Source organism: Streptococcus sp. 27098_8_134, assembly GCF_041431675.1.
GTDB classification, from domain to species: domain Bacteria; phylum Bacillota; class Bacilli; order Lactobacillales; family Streptococcaceae; genus Streptococcus; species Streptococcus sanguinis_R.
In genome coordinates this window covers 88,045-104,056 of sequence record NZ_JAPVYD010000001.1, presented here as the reverse complement: position 1 = coordinate 104,056, position 16,012 = coordinate 88,045, and the positions used below count along the sequence as shown (strand labels likewise).

The 16,012-nt window shown below is 41.8% G+C and carries 12 protein-coding genes and 2 pseudogenes; 12 read left to right on the top strand and 2 right to left on the bottom strand.

Annotated elements, in window-relative coordinates; genetic code table 11:
• Positions 1–8: 8 nt before the first annotated feature.
• Positions 9–149: pseudogene (locus O3620_RS00505) on the top strand (hypothetical protein); the annotation flags it as partial.
• 57 nt (positions 150–206) lie between these two features.
• Positions 207–1,577: an LPXTG cell wall anchor domain-containing protein gene (locus O3620_RS00500; RefSeq protein WP_371601474.1), complete on the top strand. Its 1,371-nt coding sequence runs from the start codon at positions 207–209 to the stop codon at positions 1,575–1,577.
• A gap of 74 nt (positions 1,578–1,651) precedes the next feature.
• On the opposite strand, the pseudogene O3620_RS00495 reads toward O3620_RS00500, so the two are convergent.
• Positions 1,652–3,102: pseudogene (locus O3620_RS00495) on the bottom strand (IS1182 family transposase).
• A gap of 225 nt (positions 3,103–3,327) precedes the next feature.
• Positions 3,328–4,977: an Rqc2 family fibronectin-binding protein FbpA gene (gene fbpA, locus O3620_RS00490; RefSeq protein ID WP_371601300.1), complete on the bottom strand. Its 1,650-nt coding sequence runs from the start codon at positions 4,975–4,977 to the stop codon at positions 3,328–3,330.
• A gap of 157 nt (positions 4,978–5,134) precedes the next feature.
• On the opposite strand from fbpA, the gene O3620_RS00485 reads away from it, so the two are divergent.
• The 10 genes from O3620_RS00485 (at position 5,135) to O3620_RS00440 (ending at position 15,915) form a co-directional block, all read left to right on the top strand.
• Complete coding sequence (locus O3620_RS00485; RefSeq protein WP_371601299.1) at positions 5,135–5,695, top strand: RNA polymerase sigma factor; 561 nt, start codon at positions 5,135–5,137, stop codon at positions 5,693–5,695.
• Complete coding sequence (locus O3620_RS00480; protein ID WP_002919246.1) at positions 5,676–6,425, top strand: hypothetical protein; 750 nt, start codon at positions 5,676–5,678, stop codon at positions 6,423–6,425. The genes O3620_RS00485 and O3620_RS00480 overlap by 20 nt, the downstream gene beginning before the upstream one ends.
• Positions 6,409–7,293: an ABC transporter ATP-binding protein gene (locus O3620_RS00475; RefSeq protein WP_002919245.1), complete on the top strand. Its 885-nt coding sequence runs from the start codon at positions 6,409–6,411 to the stop codon at positions 7,291–7,293. The genes O3620_RS00480 and O3620_RS00475 overlap by 17 nt, the downstream gene beginning before the upstream one ends.
• Complete coding sequence (locus tag O3620_RS00470) at positions 7,277–8,461, top strand: ABC transporter permease subunit (protein WP_002919244.1); 1,185 nt, start codon at positions 7,277–7,279, stop codon at positions 8,459–8,461. Before O3620_RS00475 ends, O3620_RS00470 begins: the two co-directional genes overlap by 17 nt.
• 425 nt (positions 8,462–8,886) lie before the next feature.
• Positions 8,887–9,894: a tryptophan ABC transporter substrate-binding protein gene (gene trpX / locus O3620_RS00465; protein WP_002919243.1), complete on the top strand. Its 1,008-nt coding sequence runs from the start codon at positions 8,887–8,889 to the stop codon at positions 9,892–9,894.
• A gap of 319 nt (positions 9,895–10,213) precedes the next feature.
• Positions 10,214–11,263, top strand: coding sequence for a phenylalanine--tRNA ligase subunit alpha (gene pheS, locus O3620_RS00460; protein WP_002919242.1), 1,050 nt, complete (start codon positions 10,214–10,216; stop codon positions 11,261–11,263).
• A gap of 45 nt (positions 11,264–11,308) precedes the next feature.
• Positions 11,309–11,818 carry a GNAT family N-acetyltransferase gene (locus O3620_RS00455; protein ID WP_002919241.1) on the top strand — a complete coding sequence of 170 codons (510 nt, stop codon included), beginning with the start codon at positions 11,309–11,311 and terminating at the stop codon, positions 11,816–11,818.
• Positions 11,819–11,943: 125 nt separating this feature from the next.
• A complete protein-coding gene (gene pheT / locus O3620_RS00450) occupies positions 11,944–14,373 on the top strand; it encodes a phenylalanine--tRNA ligase subunit beta (protein WP_371601473.1) in 2,430 nt (809 codons plus the stop codon).
• A gap of 171 nt (positions 14,374–14,544) precedes the next feature.
• Positions 14,545–14,937 (top strand): YbgA family protein, encoded by a 393-nt coding sequence (locus tag O3620_RS00445; protein WP_002919239.1) that lies wholly within the window; start codon positions 14,545–14,547, stop codon positions 14,935–14,937.
• Positions 14,938–15,087: 150 nt separating this feature from the next.
• Positions 15,088–15,915, top strand: coding sequence for an alpha/beta fold hydrolase (locus O3620_RS00440; RefSeq protein WP_002919238.1), 828 nt, complete (start codon positions 15,088–15,090; stop codon positions 15,913–15,915).
• Positions 15,916–16,012: the final 97 nt, after the last annotated feature.

Here is a 16,012-nt window from a genome sequence, read left to right as displayed (position 1 = left end):
CTGTTCCATTCCCAGCTGGTTCAACTCCGTTATTTGACAATGGTTCTTCTGTCAAAGAAGTACCGAATGTCGGTAAGTTCGAAGTGGATGCCAATGGCAAGGTAACCTTTACCCCAGATAAACAGTTCAAGGGTGAAACACCAGAACTCGAATTGACTCGTACGGATGCCAATGGCACCGCTGTTACCGTCAAGTACCAAGCGGTAGTGAAAGAAGTGATTCCTACAGCTACCAATGCGACCAGCACTGGCCCACAAGGTCTTCCGCAAACAGGCACTCCAACCTTCAAAGGTGCGGACCCACTAGTTCCAATTGATGAGACTGTTGAGCCAACCTTTGCAGATGGAAGCAAGGAGAAGACCATTCCAGGTCAAGGAACTTACACCATCACTCCGGATGGAGCAGTGACTTTCACCCCAGACAAGCAATTTGTAGGAAAACCCGATCCAATCACTGTGAAACGTGTTGATAAAAACGGAACTCCAGTCACTGCAACTTACAGTCCAGAGTTTGTCAAGGTAAGTCCAACTGGTAAAGATGCGACATCTACGAATATCAAGGGTCATGTTCAAACTGGTACACCTGTCTTCGAAGCAGGTGATCCATTGGTTCCAATTGATGAAACCGTTGCGCCAACCTTTGAAGACGGAAGTAAGGAAAAGACCATTCCAGGTCAGGGAACATACACCATCGCACCAGATGGGACAGTCACCTTCACTCCAGAAGCTGATTTCCTTGGTCAGGGAAGCGGTGTGACCCTTGTTCGTCGTGATAAGAACGGTACCTCAGTGACGGCTCGCTATATTCCGACCGTAGTTGAACCATCAACTAGCAAGGACAGTGTATCTAGCGGTCGCAAGGGCCAATCTCAAACGGGCACGCCAACCTTTGAAGGGGCGATTGACCAGGCAGTAGCACCGACCTTTGCGGATGGCAGCACCGAAATGGTTGTCCCAGGTGAGGGAACTTATCGTTTCACTATGCTGGGAGCAGTAACCTTTGTACCGGAAGCCGACTTTGTCGGAACTGCTCGCGGAGTTGTCGTGAAGCGTTCAGATATTTATGGCAATGCCGTGACGGCTACCTACACCCCGACTGTATTGGGAAGCACTGATACTATAGACAGTGGAAGTACGGGGCTTAAAGGCCAGCCTCAGACTGGAAAGCCTCTCTTTGAAGGGGATGTGGATCCAACTGTTCCACCAACTTTCTCAGATGGCAGCACAGAAAAGGCTGTTCCAGGTCAAGGTACTTACACGATTGCGCCAGATGGCACTGTGACCTTTGTTCCGGAAGCTGGCTTTGTCGGTCAAGCGGATGGTGTTACTGTTGTTCGCAAAGACCGCAATGGTCAGACGATTTCAGCGGTTTACGTTCCGACTGTGACCGAATATCCTGTTCAGCCAGAGCGGACGATTATACCTGCACCACCGTCTCTTTCTAAGAGTGAGGGCGCACAATCTCTTCCTAAGACCGGTACAGAAGAAACCTCATACATAGCAGCAAGCTTACTTGCGGGAGTAGCAGGTTTGGGATTGATTGGCTTAGAGAAGAGGAAGAAAAAGTCTGAAGACTAACATAGGCTTGAAGAAATTCCGTTGATGAACTAGAAGAATTTCGGGAGAGCGCAAAAACAGGTAGAACATAAGTTCTACCTGTCAGACCGAAGACAAACATTCCAAATGGTGTTTGTCTTTTTCTGTTTGTCAGGCTAAAATGCCATCTTTTGATAGAATAATGGTCATTTGAACAAAATAAAAAGGCTTGTCCACCCTCATTTTTACTAGTTTTTTGAGATTCAAACACGCCAAAGTAAGCCCAACCTTATCTTCCATTTTGGACTTGCCTTTCTCTCTTGTATAACGGAGGTTGTGGTATTCTTTGGCTGTCCCAAAGAGCCGCTCGATGGTTTCTTTGCGCTTCTTATAGAGCTCCTTCATCCCTCTTCGGTGTCGAATCTCTTCACAAAATTCAAGGGCCTCTTTCCATACATGTCTTGTGATGACTTTCTGCTGATTCTGGCTCTGGGTACAAACAGATAATAGGGGACAGGCGACACATACTGTTGGATCACTCTTATATTCACGATAGCCTGCTCGGGTCGTCGTGCGATAGGCTAATACTTGGTTCTCTGGACAGAGGTAACAGTCATAATAGGAATCGTAAACAAAATCACTGGGTCTTAAGTTCCCTTTTACACCCTTGGGGCGGGTATAGGGGAAGACAGGGATGATGTTTCGCTGTAATAAATAATGGGCAATAGCTGGGGTTTTATAACCTGCATCGGCGATGAGATAGGTTGGATGAAAAGGCTCAATCTTGGCAAAAATGGCAGGGAAAGCCTGACTATCATGAACATTTCCTGCTTCAACCGTATAAGCCAAGGCCCAACCATGCTTATCACACGCTACTTGGGCAGAATAGGCAAATACTTCCTTGTGTTCCCCCTTGTGGAACCAACCACTCTCAGGATCTGTCCTTGAGATTTTCTTTTCTTTAGCCTCGCTTCCTTTTGCGGGCTTTAAGGACTTTTTTTCGTGTTTTTTTCCTATCTACATCAATCTCCACTTCCAATTGCTCACTCATAAATTTAGCTTGTTGGGCAACCATTTCCTTATGATACTTGTGACTGTTAGCGGCCGCTTTGATAGGGGTACCATCCACAAATATTTCCGAAGGATCTATTAAAACAGCACATAAAGCTTGATGGAGTACTTGTGAAAATATCTCCGTAATCAGTGCTTTATCTTGAAAGCGACGACTATAATTCTTTCCATATGTGGTAAAATGAGGCACCTTGTCATCCAAGCTTAGTCCAAGAAACCAACGATAAGCTACGTTTACTTCAATGTCTTTAATGGTTTGGCGCATGGAGCGAATGCCATAAAAACATTTAATCAAAGGGATTTTGACTAACATGACGGGATTGAGACTAGGACGGCCTTGATCTGGGCTATAGGTTTCTTCAACCAAGTCATAGATAAAGTCAAAATCAACCTCTGATTCCACTTGGCGAAGAAAGTGATCTTCTGGGACCAATTCGTCTATCGTATAGAAGCCATATTGGCAGCGATTATAATCAGGTTTTTCTTTGTGAAACATAGCTAGTACCTCACAACTGTTCTTACCTCTATGATACGACTTTACAAAAAGAAAAGCCCTTAGAAACTTCTGTTCTTAGGACTTTGTCTTCAATCTGACAGGTAGAACATAAGTTCTACCTGTTTTTTATAAAAAATTATTAGAGCTGATGGAGATAGTAAAAAGCTTAAGCTGGCTAATGAGTGTCATTCTCTTAAGTCTGTTTCATAGTTAAAGAGGATAATTTTACATCTTCATACTCTTAATCTTTTCTTCATCTGGTGTGACGCGCAGGGTTTTCTGGCCTGTATAGGTGACAAATCCTGGCTTTCCACCGGTTGGTTTGTTGAGTTTTCTAGTCTCAATCATATCTACTTGGACCAGATTAGAGAGTCTGGCTTTGGAGAAGTAGGCCGCTAGCTCGGCAGCGTCAGTCTTGACTTCATCGCTGGGCTGAAGATTGCCTGTGATGACCACATGACTGCCTGGAATATCCTTGGCGTGAAACCAAAGCTCGTCCTTCTTGGCCATCTTAAACGTCAGCTCATCATTTTGTAGATTGTTGCGGCCAACTAGGATAATGGTTTGGCCATCTGTTGCCAAATATTTCTCAGGTTTCTGTCTTTTCTGGATTTTCTCTCTTTGGCGTCGGCGAATAAAGCCAGTCTGGATTAGTTCCTCCCGAATTTCCGCGATTTCAGTCAGGCTGGCCTGAGCAAGGGCTGTTTCCACGCTCTCTAGGTAGAGAATCGTAGTCCGTGTCTCCTCAATCAAGCTGGTCAGGTGTTTGACGGCTTCCTTGAGCTTCTGGTAACGTTTGAAATAGCGCTGGGCATTTTGGTTGGGAGTCAGGGCCTTATCAAGCGAGATGATAATCTTCTCACCTGTGTAGTAATTGTCCAATTCCACCTGGTCCTGGTCGTTGGGGACCTGATGGAGAAAAGTGGTCAAGAGTTCGCCTTTTTGGCGGAATTCTTCTGCATTCTCCGTTGCTAGGAGCTCTTCTTCTTGCTTACCTAGTTTTTTTCGGTTCTTTTCCAACTCATTTTCTACTCGGCGTATGAGCTCGCTGGCCTGCTGGTTGACCCGATCGCGCTCCGCCTTGTCCTTGTAGAAAGTGTCTAAAAGCTCGGATAAGGTGGAGATTTGGGTCTTGCTGTCAGAAAATAGCAGAGCAGAGAAGGATTTTTCGGTCAGGCTTGGCTGAGTCTGACTGGCAAAGAAGGCTCGGAAAGTTTTGAGCTTGTCAGCTGTCAGACGGCCACTGAGTTCAGTAGCCGTATCCCGACCCAATCCCTGAAAAATTTGCTGCAGGCGTTTGGGCTCTAAGTCTTCAGTATGCAGGATTTCAAAGAGCTTTTCATCACCCACAGTGAAAGGGTTGAGACTGCCAGTCTGAGGCGGCGCGACATAAGTTGAGCCCGGCAGGATAGTTCGATAGCTATTTTGTGAAAATCCGACGTGTTTGATGGCTTCAATAAGCTTACCGCTAGCCTTATCCAAGAGAATAATATTGCTATGTTTGCCCATGATTTCGATGACTAGAGTCACAGCCACGCTGTTGCCGATTTCGTTTTTATTGGAGACGCTGATTTCCAAAATTCGGTCATTCTCAACTTGCTGGATTGCTTCAATGACGGCGCCTTGCAGGTATTTGCGCATCACCATGATAAAGGTATTGGGAACAGCTGGATTTTCAAATGTGGTCTCTGTCAGCTGGACGCGCCCAAAGACTGAGTGAGCTGATAGGAGCAGCTTGTAGCTTTGGCGGTTGCTGCGAATCTGTAAAACCAGCTCTTGCTCAAAGGGCTGATTAATCTTCTGAATGCGGCCGCCCAGCAATTCGCGGCGGAGCTCCTCTGTCATGTGGTGTAAAAAAAATCCGTCGAAAGACATGCTTTTCTCCTTGAAACTTGCTATAGAAAATTATAACAAAAAAACAAGCTAAAAGCTTCTAAATTTTTTGACAAAAAATTTTAAAATATTAAATGATTTTTATATAAAAATTGTTAATATAGTAGTGAGAAGGAATTTAAATATAGATGGAGCTAGAATGTTTGAAGATCATATTTTAATTCAAAAGATAAAAAATGGAGACCAAAATGCGTGGGAAAGGGTGATTGAAAAGTATTATCACTCTATCTATTTTTACTGTGTACGCAGATGCTATGGCAATAGCGAGTTAGCAGCAGATTTGACGCAAGATATTTTTCTTAAAGTGATAGAAAATATCAAAAACTATCGTTTTACAGGGAAATTTTACAATTATCTTTTCACAATTGCTGTTCATCATTGTAATAACTATTATAAAAAGAAAGAAATAGAAAAAGTTGAATTTAACGAAAGTGTTTTATCTTCTCACGAAAGTGATGGTATGAGAAATTTAGTAGTTAACGAAGAAAATAAGGTAATTCAACGCGCCTTAAATCAGTTATCAAATCCGCAAAGAGAGGCTATTATTTTGAGATATTATCATGATTTAAAGGTTAAGGATATTGCAAAAATTACAGGTGTAGGTGTTCCAACTGCTCAGTCCCGAATTCATCAAGGGCTTGTAAAACTATCCAAGTTTTTAGATCAAGAGGCATTTACTTATGACGAAAAAAGTTATTGAACGTTTAAAAAAATATCAATTAGAAGTTGATGAATCTAGAAAAAAAGAGGTTCTTTTACTCGGTGTTGCTCATCTGAAAAGTCAGAAAAAGAGGATTTCTTATCTGGAATTGGCTATTTTTACTATTCGGTTTATTAGTTTAAAAACTTGGTTGATTCAGTTCGCAGTATTGGGAATCAGCTTATTAGTTATATTAAACAATCCGCTCAGTCTCGTTTATACTCTAATAAAAAATTTAACAGGATTGCTAATAATCTCTCTACTTTTCTTTATGGAGGAATTATTTAAAAGTTTTACATCTGGAATGTGGGAATTAGAGCAAACTTTTAAGTACGATTTACGCCAGCATGTATTAGTGAAGCTATTTATTTTTGGCTTCATTGATTTTCTGATTGTTCTGAGTTTTTCTATATTAACAAACTTACTCTTCAGATTTTCTTTTTTTAGTATGTTACTGTATTTGTTAGTCCCCTATAATATTGTTTGTATTGTTTTGTTTTATTCTCTCTCTCGTTGGAGAAATTCTGACAATCATCGTAGTGCATGGTTCGTTTTGGGCATGACCCTTTTAATTCTATTTGTAGTTTTGAATCAATTCAATCCTTATCGTATGGCTGTTATTTATTGGTTCCTAACTTATTTAATATCTCTTTTGATTCTCGTACTTTTGTTATTTAAACAATTAAAAAAATTGACAGCAGGAGGAATGTGGAATGGAACTCTGTCTTAAAAACATTAAAAAAGAATATGGAAATAAGTTGGTATTAGATTATGTTTTCATTTCATTAAAACCAGGACTTTACGGACTTTTAGGTTCGAATGGTTCAGGAAAGACGACGCTTTTTCGGATTATTTGTGGTCTCATGAAGCCTACTCAGGGAGCTGTTTTCTTTAACGGAAAGAATATAGTTGATCAAGCAGAAAATTTTAGAGATATTTTAGGTTTTTTACCACAGGACTTTCGATATTATCCAGACTTTACTGCTAGAAATTTTCTACTCTATATTGCCTCTTTAAAAGGGTTGAGTCGAAAAAATGCTTCTACAACAAGCGATGAATTATTAGATTTGGTAGGCCTATCTGCTATCAAAAATAAAAAAATTAGAAAACTTTCTGGTGGAATGAAGCAGAGATTAGGTATTGCACAAGCTCTTTTAAACGATCCTCAAGTCCTTGTGTTAGATGAGCCAACAGTTGGACTAGATCCTAAAGAACGGGTTAAATTCCGAAAGTTATTAAGTAGTTTATCAAAGGAAAAAATCATTCTTTTATCGACTCATATTGTATCAGATGTTGAAAGTATCGCTGATGAAATTTTGATTTTAAAAAATGGGCGTTTACGAGATAGAGGAACGGTTAATCAATTAGTTTCTGAAATATCTGACAAGGTTTGGGAATGTGAAGTAACAGAATATGAGGCTAATAAATTAGAAGAGACTTTTCTTGTGAGCAATCGTCGCCAGGATGGTCAACATATCGTGATGAGGATTGTATCTGAACAAGCTCCAATCTTGAATGCTTCCTTGGTTAGTCCAACTTTAGAAGATTTGTATCTCTATTATTTTAGAGAGGAGATGCAGGATGAAGACACTTATTAGATTTGAATTTCAAAAAATTTTAAAGAACAAAACGATTTTGGGAAGTTTAGTTGCAAGTTTATTTCTACTAGCTGGTATTTTTTTCGTAGGCTATCATTACTCTCAGTATCAATTTGCAGCGAGAGATAATATTGCACATGGCTATTCCAAAGATATTGAACTGAGTTATAGAGGAGAGTTTACAGATAATAAAATTCGCTGGATTATAGAAGACGATCTCAAAAAATTTCAAGAGAGAGAACTTTCTGATGATGGAAGTTGGAAAGAAAAAGGAGAGCCATGGCTTTTTCACCCATTTTATCTCTTTACAGAACAGATAAGTGATGTTTTTGTCAAAGATGCTCGTCATCTTTATGAAAAACAGATGGAACGTGTGAAAAAAGGAAAAATGTTGACGATTGAAGACATAGAAGTACGCAGCATTAAGGATCTTGGTTTTAAAGAGTTTAATAAGCCTTTGCAAATTGGCAATTATGCTCCTTGGCTTGATTTATATAAAGTTCAGGGGAATGTTTCCATTTTAGTTTCTGTTCTAGTCATTTTAGTTTGTTCTCTGATTTTTTCAGACGATAAGGCAAAAAATATGAATCAAGTATTGCTGACAACTAAATATGGACGTAATAGACTAATAAAAGCCAAGATTGGAGTGGCTTTTCTCTTGACTATTGTACTATTTATAGTTTTCCAAATGGTCACTTATTTTGTATTTTCTAGTATGTATGATACTAGTGGATGGAGTTCTAGTATTCAGACTAACTTAGATTTGGGGTTATTCAGTTTTCCATTGGAGTGGAATCATCTACAAGTTTACGTTTGGTTTTTGTGCTTACAATTTACAGGGCTTCTTTTTACAGCAGGAGTAACATTATGGATGTCCTCTCTGCTGAACTCTCCTTTGTCTGTCTTGTCATTTTCTATTAGTCTGTATTTGTTGCCTTATTTTTTAGCTCAGATTTTTCGAGAAGGAATTGCTCAAAAACTACTTTATCTTTTTCCAATCAATCAGCAGTCAGTGGGAAAACTATTAGGACTGTTTGCTTCGAATAGGGAATATTTTTTTCAAGATTTTATCATAAATAGTCTCTGCGTTTTTAGTTTTCTAATTTGTTTGGCTCTTTTGTTGAAGATAGTATCTTATTTCCATGCTAAAAATTGGAAATTCGCTTAACTATAAAAATCCGAACATTTTATAAAAATTTTCAAAAAGGTCTTGACATCCTTTCAGGAAAAACTTAAAATATAGGAAATTAGAAAAGTAGTAGATGTATTTGTTTTTAGCGAGCTTGTGGTTGGTGGAAATGAGCAGCAAATCTTTACGAAATTGGGCTAATTGATAAAATGAATTTGAAACAATAAGAATTCGGTAGGCACACCTTATAGTGCAGCTTGTTTGATGACAAGACAGAGATATGGGGAATACTATCTTTTTTCCATAATTGAGGTGGCACCGCGATTTTCGCCCTCACACAGAATACCTGTGTGGGGATTTTTTGTTGCTTATTATAAAAAACAAGGAGAATTGCCTATGTTTAAACGATGGCGTCCCTAGGGATTAAACAGAAAAAATATAAAACATAGAAATGGGGAAAGAACATGAAAAACAAACGATTAATCACTATCTTAGGACTTCTGGCTGTTTTGGCAATCGGTGGGATTGTCTATTCCAGCTTGAGCGGAAAGACCAATGTCTCTAAGACTGGCGACGACAGTCAAACAGTCAAGGTCGGCGTGCTGCAGTATGTCAGCCACCCTTCGCTGGATTTGATTTACAAGGGGATCCAGGATGGTCTGGCTGAAGAAGGCTATAAAGGCGACAAGATTAAGATTGACTTTATGAATGCTGAGGGAGATCAGAGTAAGGTCTCTACTATGAGTAAGCAGCTGGTTTCCAATGACAACGATGTGCTGATTGGGATTGCGACTCCATCTGCTCAAGGACTAGCTGCAGCTACTAAGGACAAGCCTATTGTCATGGGAGCTATCACAGATCCAGTTGGAGCAAATCTAGTGAAAAATCTGGACAAGCCAGGTGGCAATATCACGGGTGTCTCTGACCGCAATCCAGCCAAGCAACAGCTAGAGCTGATTAAAAAATTGACTCCAGATGTTAAGACTATCGGTGCGCTCTACTCTAGCAGCGAAGACAACTCTAAAGCTCAGGTGGAAGAGTTCAAAAAATTGGCTGAAGAGGCAGGCTACAAGGTAGAGGAATACTCTGTTCCTTCAACCAATGAAATTGCTTCAACCATGAATGTCATGACTGGCAAGGTTGATGCTATATGGATTCCAATTGACAATACCATTGCTTCAGCTTTTGCGACAGTTGTGTCCAGCAATAAAGAAGCTAAGAAACCAATTTATCCAAGTGCGACGGCCATGGTAGAAGAAGGAGGTCTTGCCTCTGTCGTTGTAGACCAGTATGACCTAGGTGTTGCGACTGGTAAAATGGCAGCTAAAATCCTTAAAGGTGCTAAACCTGCTGATACTGCAGTAGATATTTTCGATACAGGTAAATCTGTTATTAATACCAAAAATGCCAAAGAACTTGGCATTACTGTACCAGAAGATGTTCTGAAAGAAGCAGGACAAGTGATTAAATAGAAAGAAAGGGAGTCTGTTGTTTAACGGGCTTCTTTTTCTCGATAGTCTCTTTTTGTAAATTCTTTAACTGAGCTTGCGAAATGTTTAGAAATCTGTTAGAATGAAATATAACTGAATAGCAATCCGCAAGACCAGTAACCTAGGGGAAGTTTAACAGGGAGGGGAGCCATCGACTGAAAGCTCTCTAGATGAAAGCTAGGCGAATTCACTTGCTCTGGGATTGATAAGTAAGGTCTGGTTTGCCAGATAAAAAACGGATGGTACCGCGTGTCAACGCTCCGCTTATGGAGATTGGCGCGCTTTTTATTTTGGAGGGAAAATGACGAAAACGATTGAAGAACAACTAAAAAGCTTGCGTGAAGAGACTCTAGCTTCTCTCAAGCAGCTCAAGGCGGAGAATCAAAAGGAACTGCAGGATTTGCGTGTAGCTGTCTTGGGTAAAAAAGGTTCACTGACTGAAGTCCTGAAAGGGATGAAGGATATTTCAGCTGAAATGCGGCCGATTATCGGGAAGCACGTCAATGAAGCGCGTGATATTCTGACAGCAGCCTTTGAAAAAACTGCTCAAGAGATGGAAGAGCAATTAGTCGCTCTGAAACTGGCTGAAGAGTCCTTGGATGTGACCCTGCCAGGCCGTCAAATTCCGGTTGGGAACCGTCATATTCTTAGCCAAACTAGTGAAGAAATTGAAGATATCTTCATCGGGATGGGCTATCAGGTCGTGGACGGCTTTGAAGTGGAAAAGGACTATTACAACTTTGAGCGGATGAATCTGCCTAAGGACCACCCAGCACGGGATATGCAGGACACTTTCTACATTACAGAGGAGATTCTGCTCAGAACCCACACCAGTCCGGTACAGGCGCGAGCTATGGATGCCCATGACTTTTCTAAAGGGCCACTCAAGATGATCTCACCAGGGCGCGTTTTCCGCCGGGATACCGATGATGCGACTCACTCCCACCAGTTCCATCAGATTGAAGGCTTGGTGGTTGGAGAAAATATTTCCATGGCCAACCTGCAAGGAACGCTGCAGCTGATTGTCCAGAAGATGTTCGGCCAAGACCGCAGTATCCGTCTGCGTCCGTCATACTTCCCATTCACAGAGCCGTCTGTTGAAGTGGATGTTTCCTGCTTTAAGTGTGGCGGTACCGGCTGTAATGTCTGCAAGAAGACTGGCTGGATTGAGATTATGGGAGCTGGTATGGTGCATCCGCGCGTATTGGAAATGAGCGGCATTGATGCAGAGAAATACTCCGGATTTGCCTTTGGTCTTGGTCAAGAGCGGGTAGCTATGCTCCGCTACGGTATTAATGACATTCGTGGATTCTACCAAGGAGATATTCGTTTTTCTCAGCAATTTAAGTAGAAACCTGTATTCATAGATGCAGCTTTTCTTAGAAAGGAGTGCAGTATGCTAGTCAGAGTAAAAAGAGAAGAAGCGAGCCTCCTTCGGGAGTTGGAAGTCACGACCTATCAAGAAACCTTTGGTCCATTTATCAAGGAAGCTGATATGGCTCATTATTTTGACAATGAGCTGTCGCTTGCAACTATCGAAAAGGAACTGGCAGATCCTGAGTCAGAGACTTATTTTGTTGTCAAAGAGGGTGAAATTGCTGGTTTTCTCAAGTTTAACTGGGGACAGGCTCAAACGGAGCACGAACTGCCACAGGCCTTTGAGGTTCAGCGAATCTATGTCTTGAAAGCCTATCATGGTCAAGGTTTGGGCAAGGAAATGTTTGAGTTTGCTTTGGAAGAAGCCCAAAAACGAGGCTTTGACTGGGTCTGGCTGGGCGTTTGGGAAAAGAATTTTAGAGCTCAAGATTTTTACTTCAAATACGGCTTTGAAAAATTCAGCCAGCACGACTATATCACTGGCGAGACAGTAGATACCGACTGGTTGCTGCGCAAGAAATTGAAATAAAAAAGAAAATTTAAAGAGAGGAAATGAATATGACCTAAAAGCTTTAATTTAGATGATTTGTTTCTGAAATCAGGATTTCAGACAAAACCCTAAAATTTGGTCGCTTTTACCAATTGCCAAGGCAATTGGCCGGTCTTAATATCTTAAATATGCTAGTAAGTTATAAGTGGTTAAAAGAGTTAGTAGACATTGATGTGGCGAGTGCTGAGCTGGCTGAGAAAATGTCAACGACAGGAATTGAAGTGGAAGGTGTGACATCACCAGCTGCTGGCCTGTCAAAAATTGTTGTTGGTGAGGTGGTATCGTGTGAGGATGTTCCTGATACTCACCTGCATGTTTGTCAAGTCAATGTCGGAGAAGAGGAGAACCGTCAGATTGTCTGTGGTGCTCCAAATGTTCGCGCAGGCATCAAGGTCATGGTAGCTCTGCCAGGTGCTCGCATTGCCGACAATTATAAGATTAAAAAAGGGAAAATCCGGGGCTTGGAGTCACTGGGTATGATCTGCTCTCTGGGTGAGCTGGGCATTTCTGATTCTGTTGTGCCAAAGGAATTTGCGGATGGTATTCAAATCCTGCCTGAAGAAGCAGTGCCGGGCGAGGAAGTCTTCTCTTATCTGGACTTGGATGATGAGATTATCGAACTTTCCATCACACCAAACCGAGCTGATGCTCTGTCTATGCGTGGGGTGGCTCATGAAGTGGCTGCCATCTATGACAAGTCAGTACATTTCAAAGATTTTCCGCTGGTGGAGAATGAAAAGCAAGCAGCTGACAGTCTATCAGTGGCTCTTGAAACCGAGAAAGCCCCTTACTATGCGGCTCGTATCTTGGAAAATGTCACTATTGCCCCAAGTCCTCAGTGGCTGCAAAATCTCCTCATGAACGAAGGAATCCGTCCGATTAACAATGTAGTGGACGTGACCAACTATATCCTGCTCTACTTTGGTCAGCCTATGCATGCCTTTGATTTGGATACGTTTGAGGGTGACCAGATCGTTGTGCGGGAAGCGCGTGCTGGTGAAAAACTGGTAACGCTGGACGGTGAAGAGCGGGAGCTGGAAGTCAGCGACCTAGTCATTACTGTGGCGGAAAAGCCAGTTGCTCTGGCTGGTGTCATGGGCGGAGCAGCGACTGAAATTTCCGGTAAGTCCACTCGTGTTGTTCTGGAGGCGGCTGTTTTTGATGGAAAATCAATCCGTAAAACCAGCAGCCGCCTTAATCTTCGTTCTGAATCATCTTCCCGCTTTGAAAAAGGTATCAATGTAGCAACTGTCAATGAAGCTTTGGACGCAGCAGCAAGTATGATTGCGGACTTGGCAGGTGCAATCGTTCAAGCGGGTATCGTATCCGCTGGTAGCTTAGACACTAGTGATGTAGAAGTGGTGTCCAGTCTCGCGGATGTCAACCGAGTTTTGGGAACAGACTTGCTTTATACAGATATTGTGGATGTCTTCCGCAGACTTGGTTTTGGCCTGTCAGGAAATGCAGAACAGTTCACTGTCAGTGTCCCTCGCCGTCGCTGGGATATTTCAATCGAAGCAGACCTCTATGAAGAAATTGCCCGCATTTATGGCTATGACAAATTGCCAGCTAGCCTGCCAAAAGATGACGGGACTGCTGGTGAATTGACTGCAACGCAACAACTGCGCCGTCAAGTACGGACCTTAGCAGAGGGAGCTGGACTGACAGAAATCATCACCTACGCTTTGACGACTCCAGAAAAGGCGATTGAGTTCACTCTCAATCCTAGCAACTTGACTGAGCTTATGTGGCCGATGACTGTGGAGCGCTCTGTTCTTCGTCAGAACATGGTTTCTGGCATTTTGGACTCCCTAGCCTACAATGTAGCTCGTAAAAATAAGAATCTAGCTCTCTATGAGATTGGAAAAGTCTTTGAGCAGACTGGCAATCCTAAGGAAGAACTGCCAAATGAAATCAATAGCTTTGCCTTTGCTTTGACAGGTCTGGTTAATGAAAAAGATTTCCAGACCAAGCCAGTAGCAGTTGATTTCTTCTATGCTAAGGGTGTAGTTGAAGCACTCTTTGCTAAGTTGGGCTTGACAGCTGAATACGCGGCTAGCAGCCAGATTAAGAGCCTGCATCCTGGTCGGACTGCTTTGATATCTATCAATGGCCAGCCTGTCGGCTTTGTCGGCCAAGTCCATCCTGCGACAGCCAAGGCTTACGATATTCCTGAAACTTATGTGGCTGAGCTCAATCTGTCTGCTATTGAAGAGCAGCTCCAGCCAGCACAGCCGTTTACAGAAATAACTAAATTCCCAGCTGTCAGCCGTGATGTGGCCCTCTTGCTCAAGGCTGAAATCACTCACCAAGAGGTCCTTGATGCAATCCAAGCAGCTGGTGTCAAGCGCTTGACCGATATTAAGCTCTTTGATATCTTCTCTGGTGACAAGCTAGGTGTCGGCCTCAAATCCATGGCCTACAGCCTGACTTTCCAAAATCAAGAAGCTAGCCTGACTGACGAGGAAGTGGCTAAATACATGGAAAAAATCGAAAAATCCCTGACCGAAAAACTCGGCGCAGAAGTACGCTAATGAACTATTCCCCAGTCATGTGATTGGGGATTTTGATTAATACTCTTCGAAATCCTATTCCAATCATACTTGATTTGCTTTCTATCTTGGCAAGCTTATTACTAGGATGCGAGCAATGATGTAGACAAAACGAGAAGTATTCGAAATTAAAAATCAGTAGGAAAAGTAATTATGGAAAATTCAAACCAAATATCCCAATGTCAGACTCTTTGGGCTAGAAATAAATATCTGGTTCTCAGTCATTCTAGTAAGATCTATCTGGAAATCCGTCAGTATCTAAAAAGCGACTCGGTGGAAGCAGCACATGTTCAAGGCTTGATTGATCAGGCGGTAGCCTTGCCTGAAAACCGCGGTCAGGTCAGCAATGCTTTTCAGCATGTTTGGGGCTATTTTAAGAAAAAAGCCAGTACAACTGAAAAAGAAGATTTTATGCATCTTTTGCTTCGTTACCAATCCGGTCAGGCTGAGCAGAAAGACTTGGTAACAGCTGTAAGGAACCTGCTAGTCAAGTATCCCAATCCTTATCTGCAGAAATCCACTTTGTTATTTGGTGATGAGGCATGAAGTTCTGAAATCAAGGGGGAAGAATAAGCTTGCTCGCCTAGTAGCTTTGAGGGGTGTAGATGATAAGAATAATTTGTTAGGCTCATAAACAATATTATTTTGACTGGTTTCGATAAAGGCTTCACCTCGAGCAAAACGTGTCTTTAAGGTATGATTGGAGAAAAAATGTTTTTTACTTATCAGGGAAATAAATTATATTATAAAGTGATTGGTCAAGGAAAGCCAGTCTTGGCAATTCATGGTTTGGGCTGTTCATCTGAATTGATGGAAGGATGTTTGGAACCTATTTTTGAGAAACATGCTGGCTATAAAAGAATTTATTTAGATTTGCCTGGCATGGGTAGGTCTGATGCCAATCCTGCTTTTGCAAGTGCGGATGCGATTTTAGAGATGCTCTTGAACTTTATAGAGACTGTAATCAGCGGACACAGCTTTCTCTTAGCTGGAGAGTCTTATGGTGGCTATCTTGCTCGAGGAATTTTGGCTAAGAAAAGGTCGGAGATTGATGGTTTGCTGCTTATTTGTCCAGTAGTTGTACCCAATCCGAAAGAAAGAATTTTGCCTAAAGATACTCTGGTAATTAGAGAGGTTGGGTTTGATATAGCAGGCAAAAACGAAGATTTCGTTGATTTGGCGATTTTACAGACTAAAGAAACTTATCAACGGTTTGAAAAAGAAATCCTAGCAGGGCTTCAGATGATGAATGCTCCCTTTGTCCAAAAGCTGCAAGAAAACTATTCTTTTTCGTTTGAAGTGGATCAAGAGATACAGAAAAAGGGTTATGACGAGCCCAGCCTTTTTATAGCAGGAAAGCAGGACCAAGTCGTGGGCTTCCAGCAGTTAGCGCAACTGCCTCACTATTATACAAGGGCAACTCATGCTGTAATGGATCTTGCTGGCCACAATGCACAAATAGATCAAGAGGCTCTCTTTACGGCCTTGGTTGAAAATTGGCTCAAGCGAATTGAACTTTCCTGATACTCCAAGATTTAATATGTTGAACAGATGCAGATGAAACTGGAGTTCATCTAAGAGATCTAATACAGTCCGCAATTGATTTTAAAAGCATAGAAAA